Annotated in this window: 12 protein-coding genes, 2 tRNA genes, 2 rRNA genes and 1 pseudogene; 16 read left to right on the top strand and 1 reads right to left on the bottom strand. The window is 60.1% G+C overall.

Annotated elements, in window-relative coordinates:
* The first annotated feature begins 64 nt into the window (after window positions 1–64).
* The 11 genes from BTUS_RS11500 (at window position 65) to BTUS_RS11445 (ending at window position 10546) form a co-directional block, all read left to right on the top strand.
* Window positions 65–141: transfer RNA gene (locus BTUS_RS11500), tRNA-Ile, on the top strand.
* Between the two features lie 3 nt (window positions 142–144).
* A tRNA-Ala gene (locus BTUS_RS11495) sits at window positions 145–219 on the top strand.
* A gap of 442 nt (window positions 220–661) precedes the next feature.
* Window positions 662–3619: ribosomal RNA gene (locus BTUS_RS11485) — 23S ribosomal RNA — on the top strand.
* Window positions 3620–3653: 34 nt separating this feature from the next.
* Window positions 3654–3770 (top strand): 5S ribosomal RNA (rrf, locus tag BTUS_RS11480).
* A gap of 287 nt (window positions 3771–4057) precedes the next feature.
* A complete protein-coding gene (locus BTUS_RS11475; protein WP_013076241.1) occupies window positions 4058–4735 on the top strand; it encodes an ArsR/SmtB family transcription factor in 678 nt (225 codons plus the stop codon).
* A complete protein-coding gene (locus BTUS_RS11470; protein ID WP_013076240.1) occupies window positions 4732–5460 on the top strand; it encodes an MBL fold metallo-hydrolase in 729 nt (242 codons plus the stop codon). The genes BTUS_RS11475 and BTUS_RS11470 overlap by 4 nt, the downstream gene beginning before the upstream one ends.
* Window positions 5461–5487: 27 nt before the next feature.
* Window positions 5488–6699 carry an MFS transporter gene (locus tag BTUS_RS11465; protein ID WP_013076239.1) on the top strand — a complete coding sequence of 404 codons (1212 nt, stop codon included), beginning with the start codon at window positions 5488–5490 and terminating at the stop codon, window positions 6697–6699.
* Window positions 6696–7379, top strand: a complete 684-nt coding sequence (locus BTUS_RS11460; RefSeq protein ID WP_013076238.1) for a class I SAM-dependent methyltransferase — start codon at window positions 6696–6698, stop codon at window positions 7377–7379. The genes BTUS_RS11465 and BTUS_RS11460 overlap by 4 nt, the downstream gene beginning before the upstream one ends.
* A 160-nt stretch (window positions 7380–7539) precedes the next feature.
* The gene (locus BTUS_RS11455; RefSeq protein ID WP_013076237.1) at window positions 7540–8502 is read left to right on the top strand and encodes a glycosyltransferase family 2 protein; all 963 of its coding nucleotides are present in this window, start codon (window positions 7540–7542) and stop codon (window positions 8500–8502) included.
* Window positions 8503–8536: 34 nt separating this feature from the next.
* Window positions 8537–9574 (top strand): glycosyltransferase, encoded by a 1038-nt coding sequence (locus tag BTUS_RS11450; RefSeq protein ID WP_013076236.1) that lies wholly within the window; start codon window positions 8537–8539, stop codon window positions 9572–9574.
* Between the two features lie 405 nt (window positions 9575–9979).
* Window positions 9980–10546, top strand: coding sequence for a manganese efflux pump MntP (locus BTUS_RS11445; protein ID WP_013076235.1), 567 nt, complete (start codon window positions 9980–9982; stop codon window positions 10544–10546).
* Here BTUS_RS11445 and BTUS_RS11440 read toward each other — a convergent pair.
* A complete protein-coding gene (locus tag BTUS_RS11440) occupies window positions 10543–11310 on the bottom strand; it encodes a prolipoprotein diacylglyceryl transferase family protein (RefSeq protein ID WP_041304205.1) in 768 nt (255 codons plus the stop codon). The genes BTUS_RS11445 and BTUS_RS11440 overlap by 4 nt on opposite strands.
* A gap of 243 nt (window positions 11311–11553) precedes the next feature.
* On the opposite strand from BTUS_RS11440, the pseudogene BTUS_RS19295 reads away from it, so the two are divergent.
* From BTUS_RS19295 to BTUS_RS11420, 5 genes and pseudogenes are all read left to right on the top strand, one after another.
* Window positions 11554–11980, top strand: a pseudogene (locus BTUS_RS19295) (IS607 family transposase).
* Window positions 11937–12227: a hypothetical protein gene (locus BTUS_RS17605; protein WP_123809296.1), complete on the top strand. Its 291-nt coding sequence runs from the start codon at window positions 11937–11939 to the stop codon at window positions 12225–12227. The pseudogene BTUS_RS19295 and the gene BTUS_RS17605 overlap by 44 nt, the downstream one beginning before the upstream one ends.
* Before the next feature lie 221 nt (window positions 12228–12448).
* Window positions 12449–13714 (top strand): metallophosphoesterase family protein, encoded by a 1266-nt coding sequence (locus tag BTUS_RS11430; RefSeq protein ID WP_013076232.1) that lies wholly within the window; start codon window positions 12449–12451, stop codon window positions 13712–13714.
* Window positions 13714–16932: an AAA family ATPase gene (locus BTUS_RS11425; protein WP_013076231.1), complete on the top strand. Its 3219-nt coding sequence runs from the start codon at window positions 13714–13716 to the stop codon at window positions 16930–16932. Before BTUS_RS11430 ends, BTUS_RS11425 begins: the two co-directional genes overlap by 1 nt.
* Window positions 16925–17851: a DMT family transporter gene (locus BTUS_RS11420; RefSeq protein ID WP_013076230.1), complete on the top strand. Its 927-nt coding sequence runs from the start codon at window positions 16925–16927 to the stop codon at window positions 17849–17851. Before BTUS_RS11425 ends, BTUS_RS11420 begins: the two co-directional genes overlap by 8 nt.
* Window positions 17852–17894 lie beyond the last annotated feature (43 nt).

Raw genomic sequence — 17894 nt, 5'->3', positions numbered from 1 at the left:
GCGAAGGGGTTGGAGTGGGCGTACTGTTTGATTCTGAGGGAGCGAGGAGCTCCGGGGGTACAGCGGGCCTATAGCTCAGTTGGCCAGAGCGCACGACTGATAATCGTGAGGTCAGTGGTTCAAGTCCACTTAGGCCCACCATGTGGGGGCATAGCTCAGTGGGAGAGCGCCTGCCTTGCAAGCAGGAGGTCAGCGGTTCGAATCCGCTTGCCTCCACCACGGAAGGCAACGGTTAAAGGGGAAGAGTCGAAGGACCACTCGCCGGAGTGGTTTTTTGCTATATGATGATCACCGCTTGGCAAGGACTTTTCACACGGTTGGCCTGGTTCTGTCAATGTTTTTCAGCGTTGCGGCGCTTATAATGAAGACGCAGCCGGTTGCGGAAGAAAGAAGGAGCAGGGGGGAGCCTATGATCAGCTCGGTACTCGGATTGGTGGGCGTTTTGACCGGTGTAGTCGAACAAACCCTCGGGACGTTGCTGGTTTTCCTTTTTTAATCGCCTTCTCTTCTTGACGGGCACACGTAAGCCGAGAGAGTGCACCCCTTGCACTCTCTCTTTGTTCGTTTTTGTTGTTGACATTCTTGTCGCTATGTGCGATGATAAATACTGCGTCGCGAGATCGATGCACTTGTTCCTTGAGAACTGAAAAGCCACGCAGCGAGAGAAAGTAGGAAAGGCGCACGGTGGATGCCTAGGCGCTGGGAGCCGAAGAAGGACGGGGCGAACGCCGAAACGCCCCGGGGAGCCGTAAGCAGGCTGGGATCCGGGGGTGTCCGAATGGGGGAACCCGCCGTCTGGGAGAGGCGGCATCGGCGGCTGAATGCATAGGTCGTCGAGGGCAGACCGGGGGAACTGAAACATCTCAGTACCCCGAGGAGAAGAAAGCAACCGCGATTCCCCAAGTAGCGGCGAGCGAACGGGGAGAAGCCTAAACCGGTCTTTTAGGGGGCCGGGGTCGAGGGGCGTCCCGTAGGGAGTGAGAAACCGGGTGGGTAGGAGAAGGGTCTGGGAAGGCCCGCCGGAGAGGGTGAGAGCCCCGTATCCGAAACCGACCGGGCTCCGGGGCGGACCCCGAGTAGGGCGGGGCACGAGGAATCCCGCTTGAATCCGGGAGGACCACCTCCCAAGGCTAAATACTCCCCAGCGACCGATAGCGGAGAGTACCGTGAGGGAAAGGTGAAAAGCACCCCGGGAGGGGAGTGAAAGAGGACCTGAAACCGTGTGCCGACAAGCAGTCGGAGGGCGACGTTAAGCCTGACGGCGTGCCTTTTGTAGAATGAACCGGCGAGCGGCCGTATGAAGCGAGGTTAAGGCCTTCAGGGCCGGAGCCGAAGCGAAAGCGCGTCTGAAGAGGGCGAGAGTTTCATGCGGCAGACCCGAAACCGGGTGATCTACCCCTGACCAGGGTGAAGTGGCGGTGAAACGCCATGGAGGCCCGAACCTGTTGGTGTTGAAAAACCATAGGATGAGTTGGGGGTAGGGGTGAAATGCCAATCGAACCCGGAGATAGCTGGTTCTCCCCGAAATCGCTTGAGGGCGAGCGTGCGGCGGTGAAGGCGGGGGCGGTAGAGCACCGATTGGGGGAGGGGCCCGCGAGGGTTACCGAGCCGAGTCGAACTCCGAATGCCGTCGTCGGATGCCGTGCAGTGAGACTGCGAGTGATAAGATCCGCGGTCGAGAGGGAAACAGCCCAGACCGACGGCTAAGGTCCCCAAGGGCGGGTTAAGTGGGAAAGGAAGTGGCCGTGCGAAGACAACCAGGATGTTGGCTTAGAAGCAGCCATCATTGAAAGAGTGCGTAATAGCTCACTGGTCGAGTGCGGCTGCGCCGAAAATGAAACGGGGCTCAAACCCGCGACCGAAGCCTCGGACAGGAGACTGTGGTAGGGGAGCGTTCCCGCGTGGGGGAAGCACGACCGGGAGGGCGTGTGGACGTGCGGGAAGTGAGAATGCCGGTATGAGTAACGAAAGACAGGTGAGAATCCTGTCCGCCGAAAGCCGAAGGGTTCCTGGGGAAGGTTCGTCCGCCCAGGGTTAGTCGGGACCTAAGCCGAGGCCGAAAGGCGTAGGCGAAGGGCAACGGGTGGAGAATCCCGTACCACCGAGGTCCGTTTGAGCGAAGGGGGGACACAGGAGGACAGGGGAGCGGCCGGCTGGAAGAGGCCGTCCAAGCGGCGAGGGGGTCACGCAGGGAAATCCGCGTGGCGGGAAGCCTGAGCCGTGATGGGGAGGGAAGATGAGTACCGAAGTCCCTGGGTTCACACTGGCGAGAAAAGCCTCTAGCGAGGACCTGGGTGCCCGTACCGGAAACCGACACAGGTTGGCACGGAGAGGATCCGAAGGCGACCGGGAGAACTCTCGTTAAGGAACTCGGCAAAATGGCCCCGTAACTTCGGGAGAAGGGGCGCTCCGGTAGGGTGAGGGGTCCCCACCGGCCTGGGCGAAAGCCATGGGCCGGTGGGGAGGGAGCCCGAGGGAGCCGCAGAGGAGAGGCCCAAGCGACTGTTTAGCAAAAACACAGGTCTCTGCGAAGCCGGAAGGCGAAGTATAGGGGCTGACGCCTGCCCGGTGCTGGAAGGTTAAGGGGAAGGGTGAGAGCCCTGAACCGAAGCCCCAGTAAACGGCGGCCGTAACTATAACGGTCCTAAGGTAGCGAAATTCCTTGTCGGGTAAGTTCCGACCCGCACGAAAGGCGTAACGACTTGGGCGCTGTCTCAACGAGAGACCCGGTGAAATTGTAGTCCCTGTGAAGATGCAGGGTACCCGCGGCTAGACGGAAAGACCCCGTGGAGCTTGACTGTAGCCTGATATGGGAGATGGGTCGGTCATGTACAGGATAGGTGGGAGGCAGGGAACTCCGGGCGCCAGCCCGGGGGGAGCCGACGTTGGGATACCACCCTTGGCGGATTGATCTTCTAACCTGCGGCCGTGAACCGGTCGGGGGACAGTGTCAGGTGGGCAGTTTGACTGGGGCGGTCGCCTCCCAAAAGGTAACGGAGGCGCCCAAAGGTTCCCTCAGCGCGGATGGACATCGCGCGGCGAGTGCAAAGGCACAAGGGAGCTTGACTGCGAGAGGGACGTCTCGAGCAGGGACGAAAGTCGGGCTTAGTGATCCGGCGGCACTGAGTGGAAGGGCCGTCGCTCAACGGATAAAAGCTACCCCGGGGATAACAGGCTGATCTCCCCCAAGAGTCCACATCGACGGGGAGGTTTGGCACCTCGATGTCGGCTCATCGCATCCTGGGGCTGAAGTCGGTCCCAAGGGTTGGGCTGTTCGCCCATGAAAGCGGTACGCGAGCTGGGTTCAGAACGTCGTGAGACAGTTCGGTCCCTATCTGCCGCGGGCGGAGGAAACTTGAGAGGGGCTGTCCTTAGTACGAGAGGACCGGGATGGACCGACCGCTGGTGTCCCAGTTGTGCCGCCAGGCGCATCGCTGGGTAGCCAAGTCGGGGAGGGAGAAGCGCTGAATGCATCTAAGCGCGAAGCCCGCCTCAAGATGAGGTTTCCCACACCGTAAGGTGGTAAGACCCCTTGGAGAAGACGAGGTAGATCGGTCCGGCGTGGAAGCGCCGCGAGGCGTGAAGCGGACGGATACGAATCGGTCGAGGCTTTCTTGCGCTGTGGTGGCTTTTCGGTTTTGAGGGAACGAGGGTCGGGTGACGAGAGCGGAGGGGAAACACCTGTTCCCATCCCGAACACAGAAGTGAAGTCCTCCAGCGCCGATGGTACTTGGGCCGCCGGGCCCTGGGAGAGTAGGACGTTGCCGGGCGCGTTCCCGCAAGCCCCGCAGGTAACCACCTGCGGGGCTTTGCTATGCCTGGGTACTTTCAAATTTCCCCCATAATAGCCGGCATTGACACCGAGGCATACAAGGGATATATTAATCAACAAAACAATTGAATACATGTAGTTCTTACGGCGGGTCTTCGGGATGGAGTTGCTTGAGAGTTGCTGGACACATGATCCGTTTCTGTCGAGTCGGCGTCTGGCGTCGTGCAAGGATCGGTGCGCCTCATAGTGGGAATATTTTGGGTGCCGTCGAGGAGGGGGATAGGAATGGCTGCGAACTCAAGGCCGTTTAAGGAAGCCGTATACGCCGAACTCGCGAGACTGGGGAAGGCCATGGGAAACCCACGGCGAATGGAACTTCTCGACTTGCTCTCCCAGGGACCGAAGTCGGTGGAGGCGCTGGCCCGGGAAACCCAGCAGAGTCTCGCCAACGTTTCTCAGCATCTTCAGACACTGTTGGATGCGCGCCTCGTGAAATTTTATAAACGGGGTAACTATTCCGTGTACCAACTTGCCGACGATCGCATTATGGATCTCCTCTTGAAAGTCCAGGAGCTCGGTGAGTGGTTATATCGCGCTATAGAAACCGAACGAGAGACCTGGATTCAACCATTGGATTCACACATGCCGCTAACTGCAGATCAACTCAGCGTCTTGATGAAAGACTCCGATGTGGTGCTCATCGATGTTCGGCCGCGGGATGAATACGAATTCGACCATATCCCCGGAGCTTGGTCGATCCCCATTGAGGAGTTGGAGCAAACCATGGCCAAGTTGCCGAAAGACAAGCAGATCGTGGCCTATTGCCGAGGGCGCTATTGCCTCTTTGCTGCTGAAGCGGTACAAATTCTGCGGCGTCACGGCTACCGGGCGGTCCGAGTGGAACAGGGCGTTCGGGAGTGGCGAAGAGCCACGTCAGTTTCCGGAGGGAGGATTGTAAGATGATTTTTCGACAATACCTGCATCAGGACCCGGTTGCTGCATCCTACCTGTTCGGCTGCGGCAGTGAAAGTCAGGGCGCCGTTGTCGATCCGGTGGATGACGTCGAGTTTTATATCCAGGAGGCCGAGCGAATCGGGCTGAATATCCGCTACGTCTTTGATACCCATATTCATGCCGACCACATTTCGGGGGGCCGGCGATTGGCGGAACGAACCGGCGCGAAGTATGTGTTGCACCGCTCCGCCGATGCAAACTACAGGTTTGATCCTGTGGATGATGGGGATGTCCTATTCGCGGGCAATACGAAAATCCAAATTCTGTATACGCCGGGCCATACGCCGGAACACATTTCACTCCTCGTCTCTGGTCTTCGCCGCGCCGATGCCCCATGGTTTGTACTCACCGGGCACACGTTAATGGTTGGCGATGCAGGGCGTACGGAATTGGCTTCCAGTTTGGAGGAAGGAGCCAGAGACCTGTACGAGAGCCTATTCGGCAAGCTCATGAAATTGGAAGATCATATTGAGGTCTATCCCGGAGCCTACTCGGGTTCGGTCTGTGGGCGTAATCTGAGCGGTAAACCGGTGTCCACCATCGGGTTCGAACGTCGCTTCAACGTTGCTCTCCAGCCTCGTTCATTGGAAGAGTTTATCGCTTTCATGACCCGGGATGTACCTCCCAAACCATCCGATTACGAACGGATCCGACGCGCCAATGCCGGTCAATAAGCGTCAACCGAAAGGGAGGTGCGGGGGGTGGGGGGCCTCGGTCTCTTGCGAAGTCGTTGGGTGCAAATCGCGCTCCTCGTGATTGTCAATCTATTCGTCGGAGGCATGGTCGGTCTTGAGCGGACCGTCTTGCCGTTGGTTGCGCAACAGGATTTCGGGATTGCGGGCAAAAGCGCGGCCGTCGCCTTTATTATCAGTTTTGGCGTCGTCAAGGCTCTGTCCAACCTGTTTGCCGGCCGCATCGCGGATCTTTTTGGTCGGAAACGGCTTTTGGTCGCCGGGTGGGTGGTCGGTCTGCCTGTGCCCTTCCTAGTCATGTTTGCCTCGAACTGGGGCTGGGTGATTTTTGCCAACGTCCTTCTTGGCATCAATCAGGGCTTCACTTGGTCCATGACGGTGAACATGAAAATCGATTTGGCCGGTCCTCGGTTTCGGGGCTTGGTCCTCGGCCTCAACGAGTTTGCCGGGTATTCCGCCATTTCCATCACGGCCCTGGTGTCCGGATATGTAGCTGCGGTGTACGGGGTGCGGCCACAGCCTTTTTACTTGGGTGTCGCTTATGCCCTGGCCGGGCTCTTGTTGTCAAGCTTCCTGGTGAAGGATACCACCACCCTATCCAAGACTGTGGCGGGGTCTTCCCTCCCCCTCGGGCGCGCCTTTGCGATTGCGACTTGGCAAAACAAACCGCTCCTCAGCGCCAGTCAGGCCGGGTTCATGACCAATTTTAAGGACGGCATGATATGGGGACTGCTCCCGTTGTTTCTCAATGCTCATTTCTTGGACATCGCGGCGGTGGGGACGATTGTCGCCTTGTACCCCGGGACCTGGGGACTGCTGCAATTGGCGACGGGACCTTTGAGCGACCGGTTCGGACGCACCTGGTTGATCATCCTGGGGATGCTCATTCAGGGCGGGGCGATTCTGTGGATCGTGTTTACTCAGGGGTTCGCTCTCTGGTCCGTCGGCTCCATATTGCTCGGCATCGGGACCGCGATGGTCTATCCGACCTTGCTCGCTGCTGTGGCCGATCATTCCGAAGCGGAGTGGCGGGCTTCGGCGCTGGGGGTGTATCGGTTCTGGAGGGATTTTGGCTACGCGGTCGGTGCCCTCGTGTCCGGCCTCTTGGCCGATGCTCTGGGTATCTCCACGTCGATGGGCATTGTAGGGGGACTCGTCATCGCCTCGGGTTTCGTGGCGGCGTTGTGGTTGAGAGACGTCGAAACGGGTGTGGCGAGATGACGCTGTTTGATCAGAAGGCTGAATCCTACGATGACTTTTGCCGCACGCCCCTGGGACATTTTGTCGATGCGGTGGAACGCAGCCTCATCGGAGAAATGGCGCGGCCCCGGGCCGGCGAATCGGCCGTCGACCTGGGGTGCGGCACAGGTTCGTACACCTATTGGCTGCACGAGCTCGGGTTATCGGTGAGCGGGGTCGATTTATCGGAAGAAATGCTGGAAGTCGCCCGGCGCAAAGGGGATGGGCGCGTGCCCTTTATCCGGGCGGATATCACCCATCTGCCGTTTCAGCCGGACAGCTTTGATCTGGCGCTGTCAAATGTGACTCTCGAGTTTGTCGCCGATCCGAAGGCGGCATTGCACGAGGCCTACCGGGTTGTTAAACCGGGCGGGCGATTGGTGGTGGGGTTTATTGCAAAATTGGGCCCCTGGGCGGAACAATACTCAAAACGAGGGCGGGAAGATGCCACCAGTGTCTATCACGGCGCACGGTTTTTCTCTTATGAAGAGGCCGTGGAAATCGGTCCCTGTATACCGGAGCAGGTGCGGTTCGGACTGTATGTCAGCCCAAGGGAATTCACAGACGAGGCTTCGGCCTGGTCTCTGGAAATGAGGCGAAGGGTGTCCCAAGATGAAGCTGGGGCCGGGTTTATGGTGGTGCGCTGGCGCAAACGGGGATAGGTGGGGGTCACGACGGTGAACGGAATGCGCAACAGGACGGCGGCATTGCCTGCTTGTCCGCGCCTCACTATAATGGAGGCGGTTCCGTCGCCGTTTTCGCGGGTGACCGCCGAGCCCGAGTGGCGGTTCACCCGGGGCGGCAGACAGAAGGGGGAGCGCAATGAAACCTTTGGTTTCGGTGATCATCCCCACGTACAATGTGGGGCGGTATATCGAAGGGGCCCTTCGTTCCGCCCTTGGGCAGACGCTGGGGGATCTGGAAGTTTTGGTGGTGGATGACGCCTCGACAGATGATACCGTGGCCCGGGTGAAGGCCCACGCCGACCCCCGCGTCCGCCTGTTTGTCAACGAAGGGAACAAGGGGCCGTCTTTCAGCCGCAACCGGGCCATCGCAGAGTCCCGGGGGGAGTGGATCGCCGTTTTGGACGGGGACGATTGGTGGGCGGAGGACCGTTTGGCGCGGCTGTACGAAACCGCCGCGCGGGAGAAAGCCGATCTTGTCTGTGATGACCTCTATTTTATTGAGGACGGGGCGGAGCTTCCGTGGACCACGTTGTTCCGGGAGCGGGGCCTACCGCCGACTGAGGGCCGGGTCACGTTAGAGCCATTTATCCGGTGGGACCTTGGGCTCGTGAAACCCTTCATGCATCGACAACGGCTGGTTGAATCGGGGGTTCGATACCCAGAAGCGCTGCGTTTTGGCGAGGATTTTGTGTTTTTGTTCACGTGGTTGCGGCGAGGGGCTTCCATGTGGTTGGTCCCGGAGGCGTACTACTACTATCGAAATCGCGGGGAATCTCTGGTTCATGATAAAATTCCTCTTCACCAGCAGGTCTATGACATTGCCGTGGAGCTGCTCGCCAAGGTGGACCGGTCAAGGGAGCGGGAGGTCTACCGGGCTTTGTCAGATCGCGCGAGTCATGCCCGGCAGCTGGTGGACTACTACCGAGTTGTCCAACCTCTCAAGGAGAAAAAGATTCACCTCGCCTTGGCCGAGGCGCTGAAAAACCCCAGGGTCATTGTGTCCTTCCTGCGGCTCGCTCCGGGGGTGCTGCGATATCACTTGGCTCATCGCCAGGAAAGCGGCGGAGCCAAGGAAGGGTCGCCGCTCCACCTGCCCTGACTGGCAATGTTGTCTTTATCTGGAGGGAATCGACATGCGAGTGGCTTTTGTTGTTTATTTTGCCTTATCGGGGCGGGGCGGGATCGAGAATGTGACCGGGACGGTGATCCGAGCCCTTGAGGGGCGCGGGGATGCCACACACTTGCTGCTGTTCGGCGACCTTAAAGACCGGTCTTGGTTGACCGACTTTCCGGGTGAGCTAACAGGGGTGGGGCCGGGGAGGAAGATTGCGAAGCTCGTCCGCGGTTTTTTTCGTCTGGCGAGGTGGGACCCCGACGCAGTCGTCGCCTTGGATAAAAAGGCGCTGGTGTGGGCCAGGCTTTTCTCCTTGCTCCGTTTCCGCCGGATTCCCGTCGCATCGTGGCTTCATTTTTCCCTGACGACCATGCGGCAAAATTTTATTCTTAAGACAGCGGATTTTCACCTCGCCATCAGTTCGGACATGGCCCGGCAAATTGAACGGGTTGATGGGAGGCACCCGATCTACTTGATTTATAATCCCGTTCCGCCGGCCAGGCGTGTCGTTCCCCGGCCGACAACGGCGACTTTTGTCTACGTGGGCAGGCTGATGGTGGAAGGGCAAAAACGGGTGGCGGATTTTCTTCGGGCCTTGGCCGCGGTGGATGGGGATTGGCAGGCCGTGGTGATCGGAGACGGCGATGAGAAGGAGACCTTGGTTGCGTTTGCCCGGGATCTTGGCATCGATTCCCGGATCCGCTGGACGGGGTGGGTCAGCGATCCTTGGAGTGCCTTGGCGGCCGCATCGGCGCTGGTGTTGACCTCGGCATATGAGGGGTTTGGGATGGTGCTCGCCGAGGCCATGGCCCACGGCATTCCCTGCGTCAGTTCGGATTGTCCCGTCGGGCCGAGAGATATCGTTAAGCCCGGCGTCAACGGTTGGCTGTATCCCGTGGGGGAGATTCAGCAACTGGCGGAGATCCTGCAGCGGATCGTCCGGGATCCCGGGATTCTGCCAAGCCCCGAAGTGGTTCAAGAGTCGGTGGCCCGGTTTCGCGTCGATCGCGTGGTGGATGCCATGAGGCAGGCCCTGGTCACAGAGGTTCGGCGCTAGGCCTTTCCGGTCTCGAACCGTCGCCTTTCCACAAAAAATCGCCTTCGCCCCACGGATCCGGGGAGGCAGAGTTTTTGCTCCGGCTGGTGACACGGCCGTTGTTCCCAAGTCACGATGGGCCGGTTCGAACGGAACAAAATTGTGATGACGTCTTTGCGATATGTATGAACAATCTGCCTTTTTCTCGCAGATTATGCCGGGAAAAATGTTTTCCAGCTTGGGCAAGCGGAGGGCGGAGAGAGGGTTCCGACCCGGTGGAGGTCTGGTTCTGGCCGGTTTGGTTTGGGCATAGACGTGGAAAAGGTGGTTGTCCGGAGGATGGTTCTCAGATGGTTTCAATTTCGGTGAGCGGGGGCGGACGAGGGAGGGCGAAACAGACAGGAAATGTAAGGAAAGAGGTGCCCGATGTTGGAAGAGATTCTCGTCTCGCCCGCCATCGTGTACAGCGAGACCGCTCTCATGGCCGTGGCACTAGCTGCCGATGTTTTCGCGGTGAGCCTTAAACTCGGGCTGCAAGGGGTATCGCGGCGCGAACGAGGGCGATTCGAACTGGCCGTCACAATGTTTCACATTTTTCTACCGGCCCTGGGGCTGGAGCTCGGTCGGCGCCTGCACGGACGATTTGGCGATCTCATCCTCCCCGTTGGCATGATTGCATTTTTCCTGCTTGGCGCGCACACCATCTCTCAAGGGTGGAGGCACCGCCATGAGCGCTGGGCGTTGTCGGGGCCTATGGTGGCACTGGCATTAGCTGCGAGCATCGATGCCTTTACGGCGGCGATGGCCCTCAGTTTTACGGGGGTTTTGGCGTGGGCCGTGATCCCGGTTCTGGGGATCACCGCTTGGGGTGCCGCCCGCACGGGCTTTGCGCTAGGATATAGGGCCGGATCCCGATGGGGGTGGCGGGCGGAGTTGATCGGCGGTGGTCTGCTCATTGCGATGGGTCTTTACATGTTGAAAGGTTTGATCTAGGCTTTTTGCATCCGGGAGATACACAGGGCGCCGAAGACCACACAAGCGACACTGCCCCATTGGTCTGGGCGCAATCCCAAATAGAGAGGGCCGGGGCGATCGGCGTAACCGGCTGTGAGAAGGGCGGCTCCGAGAAGGAAAACCGCGAGGCCGGAGGGACGCAAAGTGCGGACGCCGGGAGAGGGCGCCGGTCGGGTTCGCTGTCGAGATACAGCTATCCACACGATGAAAAAGGCCGTTAGTAAGAGGATGGCCCGGTAGATGTTGACGGGGTGGTGGCTGGTGTCTCCCAGGGGCAGGCCCCATGGCAAGGTGGTGGCGGTTCCCACGTCGAGGGCGAAAAAGCTGTAAAAAGCCCCGGAGAGGAGCAGAGACGGCAGGATCCGATCCAAAACGGCCTCCATAGATATTCTTTGTCTGAGCGCCGTCAGGACAAGAGCGGCGCCGGCCAGCACGCCGGCTACCCATACGCTTCCGGAAGGCGGGGCGGAAAGCAGGGCGCGCCCCGGCTCGTCCCACCACGCGGCGGGGGTGAGGAGCAGGCCAGCGAAGCGATAACCGAGAAGTCCTACTACGACCGCGTTCCAATATGCGGTAAGGGCCATTTCGTCCACACTTCGGTCCCGGGGAGTCCGCGCCTCGGGATCGATCCACGGCCCCCGCCGCATCGCCCAGGCTCCGGCGAGGACGGCGAGGATGAGGCCGACAAGCCGATAAGGCAGGAACAATGGCCCGATATGTATGCCGCCCAGGAGTTCCAACAATGGTCTCCCCCCGTCCTGTCAGCCCGCACATTTAATTGGTCGGTAAGTCGACAGGTTCGATCGCCGTCATTGTACCACTGATTTTCTCGCGGGATCAATGGCTGCCGGGATCCAACCAATTGACAAACATATGTTTGTATCTTATGATCAAACTATAGGAGGTTGAATACAGCTTTTGGCCTTCTGCGAAGAAGAGAAGTGATTTGCCGAAAATCAACGTCACCTGATTAGGGTGATGTTCAGGTGAAGCTCTATTCGATTCGAGAGTTTGCGGAGAAACTCGGCGTCAGTGTCTCCACACTTCGAGCGTGGGACAGGGAAGGCAAGCTGGTGCCTTTGCGAACTCCTACCAACAAGCGCAGATACACCGAGGATATGTTCTATCAGGCGTTAGGAAGTGGCTCACAAGGACCGGCTGGTCCGGTTTGGGTTTGATTTCTTGGAGGACCTGTTTGCACAGTTCGGTTGCGAGATTCTGGTGGTCAACAAGGCCGAGGACATGTCACCGGCCCAGGAACTGGCCGAAGATCTAATAAACATTGTCCAGCATTTTGCGGTAAAACTCTACGGGTCAAGAACCTACAGGGCGCGGAAACTGACCAAAGCCGTTCGGGAGGAGTTGGCCGGTGCGACAGACGATCCGACAAAAGAGCCTGCCGCTGAATCGTGAGAAATGGAGGCAGATCGTCGAAGTGGCCGAGGCGTATTCCCGGCAGAAGGACGCGCAAGCGTCGAGGGACCACCCCGCCGTTTGGAAACTGTCGGTGCCGGACGCTGGTCGGCGGACGGCCGGATGGTACTGTTTCGGGCGGGACTCCAGATGCTCGGCCCCAGGGCCTGGCCAATCGGGTCTTCGGGGAGCAGCGAGCCTCTCGGAGAGCGTAAACTGCTTTGCTGTCAAGTCTGTCAATGTTTGATAGAAGGTGATAGCAAAAATGAAACAGCGCGGGAGTGGTAAGCGGATGCACAGGATCACAGGCAGGATTTTCATCGGCGGAGGCGAAATCAAACGGATAAGGCCTCGATCCGTGGATGTGGATTCAGCGGACCGGACGAGTTTGACGGGGTGATCCGCCACAGTGAGGGCTAAACGAGGTGGGCGGACCCAGTGCAACAGGTGAGATGAGGTGTTAGGTTCGTGGATAGGCTGAAACTGGTTCATTGTGCAGATCTTCACCTGGATAGCCCTTTTATAGGGCTGGAAGGGGAAGACTCGGCTTTACAGGATCGGTTGTACAAAGCGACTTTCGACTCGTTCTCCCGGATCGTCGATGTATGTCTGCGAGAGAAGGCCGACGCCTTGATGGTGGGGGGCGATGTCTACGATCGGGAGACCCGCAGCCTCCGGGCCCAATTGCGCTTTCGCGATGAACTGGCGCGGTTATCCCAGGCGCACATCCCAGTTTTTGTCATTCACGGGAACCACGACCCGTTGTCGGGGTGGAGTCATCGATTAACGTGGCCCGAAGGCGTCCACGTTTTTGGTCCGAAGGTAGAAGCTGTGCCCCTGATTCGGGAAGGACGCGAGGTGGCACGGGTCTGGGGCGTGAGCTATGGGCAGCCTGAGGTGCGGGAGAGCCCTGCTCCGGAATTCGCGGCGGCGCTGGCGGATGATTCGGGAGACGGGTGGCGGATCGGGCTTCTTCACGCCAACGTCGGCGGGGATCCAGGACACGAGTCTTATGCCCCCTGTTCCGTGGACGAACTGGCCGCCGTGGGCATCGATCTGTGGCTGCTCGGACACGTTCACGGAGCCCGGTTTTGGAATCACCGAGGAGTCCACTTTCTCTACCCGGGTACATCCCAAGGCCGGCACCGCCGGGAGAAGGGGCCGAAAGGATGTTATATCCTCACCCTGGGGCCAAACGGGGTGGAGGCGGAGTTTCGCGCCACCGACTCAGTGCGTTGGGAAGACATCGAAATTTCCATTGATGGGATAACCGGAGAAGAGGAACTGTTTCAAGTTCTGGACGATCGCTTGGAAAAGGTACGGAAGGCGGCCGGGCGGCCGGTGATTGTCGATGTGCGTTTCGTCGGCCGAGGGCCCGTGGCCGGGTTGCTCCGGCGCGAAGGGTTTCTGGAAGAATGGCAGTCGGAGAGCCGCTCTCGCTGGTTTGGCGATGGCCACGACGTGTGGATCAATCGGATGGATGCGGTCGTGGGCGGCGAGCGCAAGTTGAAGAAGTGGCTGGACGAACCTACCTTTGTCGGCGAGTTGTTGCGCTATGTCAAGGAGCGGCGGGACTCCGGACAGTGGGAGGCAGAAGCCCAGGAAGTGCTTGGCACGGTCATGCGATTCTTTCAGCGCCGGGGCGAGCCGGAGGATTGGATCGATGTGGAAGATTGGACGGATCGGGCTGTGGAGCGGTTGTTGGATGAGTTGGTGGCGGAAGGAGAATCGTGATGCGGATTCTGGGGTGGAGGGTGGACCGGTACGGGCGTTGGCACGACCTGGAGCGCACGGTGGCACCGAGCGGACTAATCGTACTGTTTGGCCTGAATGAGGCGGGAAAAACGACGTGGCTTCATTTTATTCGGGCTATGTTGTTCGGGGAATCTCGAAAAGACAAAAGTCCTTATTGGTCGCCGGAGGTGGGATGGAGCGGGCGGTTAGACGTGGGTTTTGCGGACGGGCAGCAGTGGCGATTGGAACGCCGGGTGGAGGGACGGCGGGAGTACAGTCGGATCGTGGCCCCGGGTGGGGCTCAAGTGGACGAGGAGACGTGGAACCGGCGGATGGGAGGGTTAAGCCGGTTTGTTTATGATCAGATTTTTGCCTTTGGTCTGGGGGAGTTGGAACGGTTTGAATCCCTCGCCGACCCCAGGGTTGCAGGGCAATTGTACAGCGCCGGGGCCGGTTTGCGCGGGACCGATTTGGCAGCGGCAGAGCAGCGCTTGGTTCAGGCAATGGAGAAGCGGTACAAGAGTCGGGGCAAGAACCCGGTCATTAATCAGCTCCAGACCGCCCTCCAGGAATGTGAGCGACAGATTCGCCTACTCGGCGATCCGGCGGCGGAGTACGCCGAGGTAACGGCGGCGCTGGCGCAATGTGACGACGAGGAGGCGGAGATTGCGGGCCGCCGAAAGGAGGTCCGCTCCCGGCGGCGGAGATTGTTGCGGCTCAAACAACTGCGGGAAATCTTCGACGCATGGGAAACCACGGAATCGTCGTGGGCGGAAGTGTGCGACCTGCCGGATGTGGACCCGGAGGAACTCGCTCGCTTGGACCGCGCCCTGGAGCGGGTAGCAGAGCTGCGCCTCGAAGCGGCTCGGGCCGCCAAGGAGCGGGACGCTCTCGACGCGGAGCTGCGGAGTGTGCCAGAGCCAGGCCCATTGTGGCGAGAGCGGGATCGAATCGCAACGGTGCTGGAAGCCCGGGGGCTGGAGGCGGGGCGCCGGGAGGAGCGAATCCGGGTCCGCAGTGAGTTGGCGTCTTTGGCTGTCGAAGAGCGGGATTGGGTCCAGCGCTTGGGTCCAGAGCTTGTTGGTAAAGGGGTGGAGCCCGATACGTCTATTGCCGCCCGGGAGCAGGGCAGTGAATTGTGGAGGGCTCTGGAGCAGGCCGAGGTGGCCTTGCGGGACCGCCGGGCGACGGTGGAACGCGAGGTGCAGGTACTTGAGCGGATTCGGCAGGAGCGGGTTGAACTGGAGGTGGAAGCGAAATCGCGGGAGGGTGACGAAGTGTCCTCTTCCGGCGCTGCGGCAAACGGCTCCGGGCCTGCTCTGACGGAAGGAAAGTCACTCGAAGGGGACATCCGGAGCCGAAGGGCGAAGGTGAGGGAACTTCTGGAAACTCGTCGACAGCGTGCGGAGAAAGAGGCCCGCTTGGAAAGCACGTTGGAAGCGATCCGGTCGGCGTCCAACTCCCAGGCAGGGCTGGAGAGGTGGGCATGGGCCGTTCCGGCGGCCGTACTGGTGCTCGTGGCCCTTGTGGGGGGGATGTTTGGAGCGCACTCGGTCCTGGTGTGGGGTGCGGCCATCGTTGGAGCCGCAATGGCAGTTTGGGGAGTGAGCCGGGGTCGGCGGGCGGAGAGGGACGCGAAAGCCCGCAGAGAAGCGTGGGAGCGGCGAAAATCTGAAATAGAAAGCCATATTCGCGATTTGACGGAACGGGAGGCGCGAACGGCGGAGTCGCTGTTCGGACGAGCCGACTGGAGCGAACGGGACATTGAGGATATCGAACGGGCTTTGGACGATGCGGCTCGACGGATGGCCCTCGTGGAGGAGAAACGAGCCCGGATCGAACAGTTGCGCCGGGATGAGGAACGTGCGCGACGCACCGTAGAGATGGAACAAAAGAAGCTCCAGGAATCAGAGGACCAGCTTGTTCGTACCCGAGAATCCTGGGAGTCCTGGTTGGCCGCTCAGGGACTTCCCCGGGAGCTTTCGTGGCCCCAGGCGTCCGCCGCCCTGGATGCATTCGATCACCTGCGCCGCCTGAGGGGGCAGATGGCGGAGCGCCGGCGACGGGAGGCGGAGTTGGCGGACCAAGGCCAAAGGTGGAGGCGGCAGTTGGCGGAGTTGTGCGCACAGTGCGGGCTTCCCATCCCTTCCCTGCCGGAGAATGAGGATTTAGGAGCCCAGGCGGATTGGGACGCTCGGGTGTGTGGGAGCTTGCGGGCGGCACTGGACGATGAAATCCGACGGGTGCAGCGCCGGGACCGTTTGCGGGACGAAAGGAAGAAAGCGGTGGGTGTGGTCGAGCAGGCGTTCGATCGATTGGCGGCGGCACAAGGTGAACTGCAGCGGGGCTGGGCAGATCTGGGCATCAGCATCACGGGCGAAGAGGAGTGGCGCAAAATCCGGACGGAGCTTCGCCGTCGGAGGGAATTGCGGGATACCCGTCGAGCACTGGAAGAGCAGCTGCACCGCCTGGCGGGGGACGAACGGGAGTTGGCCGAGGTGGCCCATTGGGATCTGGTTGCAATCGAAGATGAGTTAACAGAATTGGACCGCATGGAGGAAGAGCTAGATCGCAAGACTCGGGACATCGGAGCCCGGCGAGCGGAAAACACGGCTAGGCTTAAGGAGCTGGAGGAGGGGAGGTCTCTGTCCCATTGGCTACAGCTCCGGGAAGATCTCATCGCCAGGCTGCGGCGGGAGGTACAGGAATGGGCGGTGGATGCCTTGGCGCTGCATCTCCTGCGTCGAACGAAGGAAAGGTACGAACGGGAGCGACAACCCGCGGTCATACGCCGGGCGTCGACGGCATTCGCCGCCTTGACAGGGGGCCGTTACCGACGGATTGTCGTGCCTCTTGAGGAGGAGGCGTGGTATGCCGAGGATGTAACGGGCCACCGATGGCCACTCCCCGGGTTGAGCCGAGGTACGACCGAACAGATGTATCTGGCCATTCGGCTTGGGCTGATCGACGATCTCCGGGAGAGGGGAGTTGTGCCGCCAGTGGTTATGGATGATATACTCGTGAATTTTGATCCGGTGCGAAGGCGCCAGGGGGCCGCACTCTTGGTGCGTTTGGCCGAGGATGTCCAACTGTTTTATTTGACGTGTCACCCGGAGGTGGTGGAGGATTTTCAAAGAGCTTCATCCCAAGTTGAAGTTGTCGATCTGAAAGGCTGGGACCCGGGCGTTCAGGTGAGCGGGGAAGTCCGCCATGGATAAGGCGGCGGTTCTTTTTCTCACCCTGGCCAACCTGTTCTGGGCGGGAAATTATTTATTCGGGGCAGCCCTTGCCCCCGTGATTTCTCCAGGGGCTCTGACAACGGTGCGCTGGTGGATTGCCTTTATGGTCTTATGGCCCTTTGTCAAAAGGGAGTGGGCTCGCCCGGGGTCGCCGGGTCCCCAGGCGATTCGCCGCCGGTTCGGCGGGTTGGTGTTTTTAGCGGTTACGGGGGTGGGGGGATACGGATTTATCCTGTACGAAGCTCTCCATCATACAAGCCCAGTGAATGCTTCGCTGATCTCGGGGATTAACCCGGCCCTCATCGCAGCCCTCGCCGCCATTTGGCAGGGAAACCGGATATCGGCGCTGCAGGTCACAGGGCTGATCGTTTCCCTGGCCGGGGTGGTGGTTGTGGTGAGCCGAGGGGATTGGAGTGTGCTGGCCGGGCTGCGGCTCAACCCCGGCGATTGGTTGATGCTCCTCTGCGTGCTCCTCTGGGCCGTGTACTCCCTTTACGTACCCCGGGTGCAACGGGAAGTGGGGACGATGGCCACGGCTTGGGTGACTTCGGGAATCGGGGCGGTGATCGGACTAATTCCCGCCGCTTTAGACTGGAACCTGCAAGCTTTGCCCATCACCTGGGTGGGGTTGGCTTATATTGGCGTGTTCGCTTCGGTGTTGGCCTATGTGTGTTGGAACGCGGGAGTGATGCGTATCCCGGCAGGCCAAGCGGGAATCTTTATGAACTTACTGCCCGTTTTTACGTTGTTCATGGCCATGCTGCTGGGGCAGCCGGTGAGGATGGTCCAATGGCTGGGCGGAGCGTTGGTCGTGGCAGGGGTGACGTTGACACTGACCGCCGGCAGAAGCCGCAAGGGAAGAGATTCGGGAGAACCGGGGGCAGAGGCATCTACCTAGCTTTGATCCCGCACCGGCGGTGGGCCGAGAGGGCGGCCTTCCG

Origin of the sequence: Kyrpidia tusciae DSM 2912 (assembly GCF_000092905.1) — a bacterium.
Lineage (GTDB): Bacteria > Bacillota > Bacilli > Kyrpidiales > Kyrpidiaceae > Kyrpidia > Kyrpidia tusciae.
The sequence above is the reverse complement of the archived record's forward strand: the minus strand, read 5'-3'. Positions and strand labels throughout refer to the sequence as shown.

Coding starts and splice junctions, on each gene's coding strand:
- BTUS_RS11475 (WP_013076241.1), top strand. CDS start 4,058: ATGGCTGCGAACTCAAGGCCGTTTAAGGAAGCCGTATACGCCGAACTC.
- BTUS_RS11470 (WP_013076240.1), top strand. CDS start 4,732: ATGATTTTTCGACAATACCTGCATCAGGACCCGGTTGCTGCATCCTAC.
- BTUS_RS11460 (WP_013076238.1), top strand. CDS start 6,696: ATGACGCTGTTTGATCAGAAGGCTGAATCCTACGATGACTTTTGCCGC.
- BTUS_RS11455 (WP_013076237.1), top strand. CDS start 7,540: ATGAAACCTTTGGTTTCGGTGATCATCCCCACGTACAATGTGGGGCGG.
- BTUS_RS11450 (WP_013076236.1), top strand. CDS start 8,537: ATGCGAGTGGCTTTTGTTGTTTATTTTGCCTTATCGGGGCGGGGCGGG.
- BTUS_RS11445 (WP_013076235.1), top strand. CDS start 9,980: ATGTTGGAAGAGATTCTCGTCTCGCCCGCCATCGTGTACAGCGAGACC.
- BTUS_RS11425 (WP_013076231.1), top strand. CDS start 13,714: ATGCGGATTCTGGGGTGGAGGGTGGACCGGTACGGGCGTTGGCACGAC.
- BTUS_RS11420 (WP_013076230.1), top strand. CDS start 16,925: ATGGATAAGGCGGCGGTTCTTTTTCTCACCCTGGCCAACCTGTTCTGG.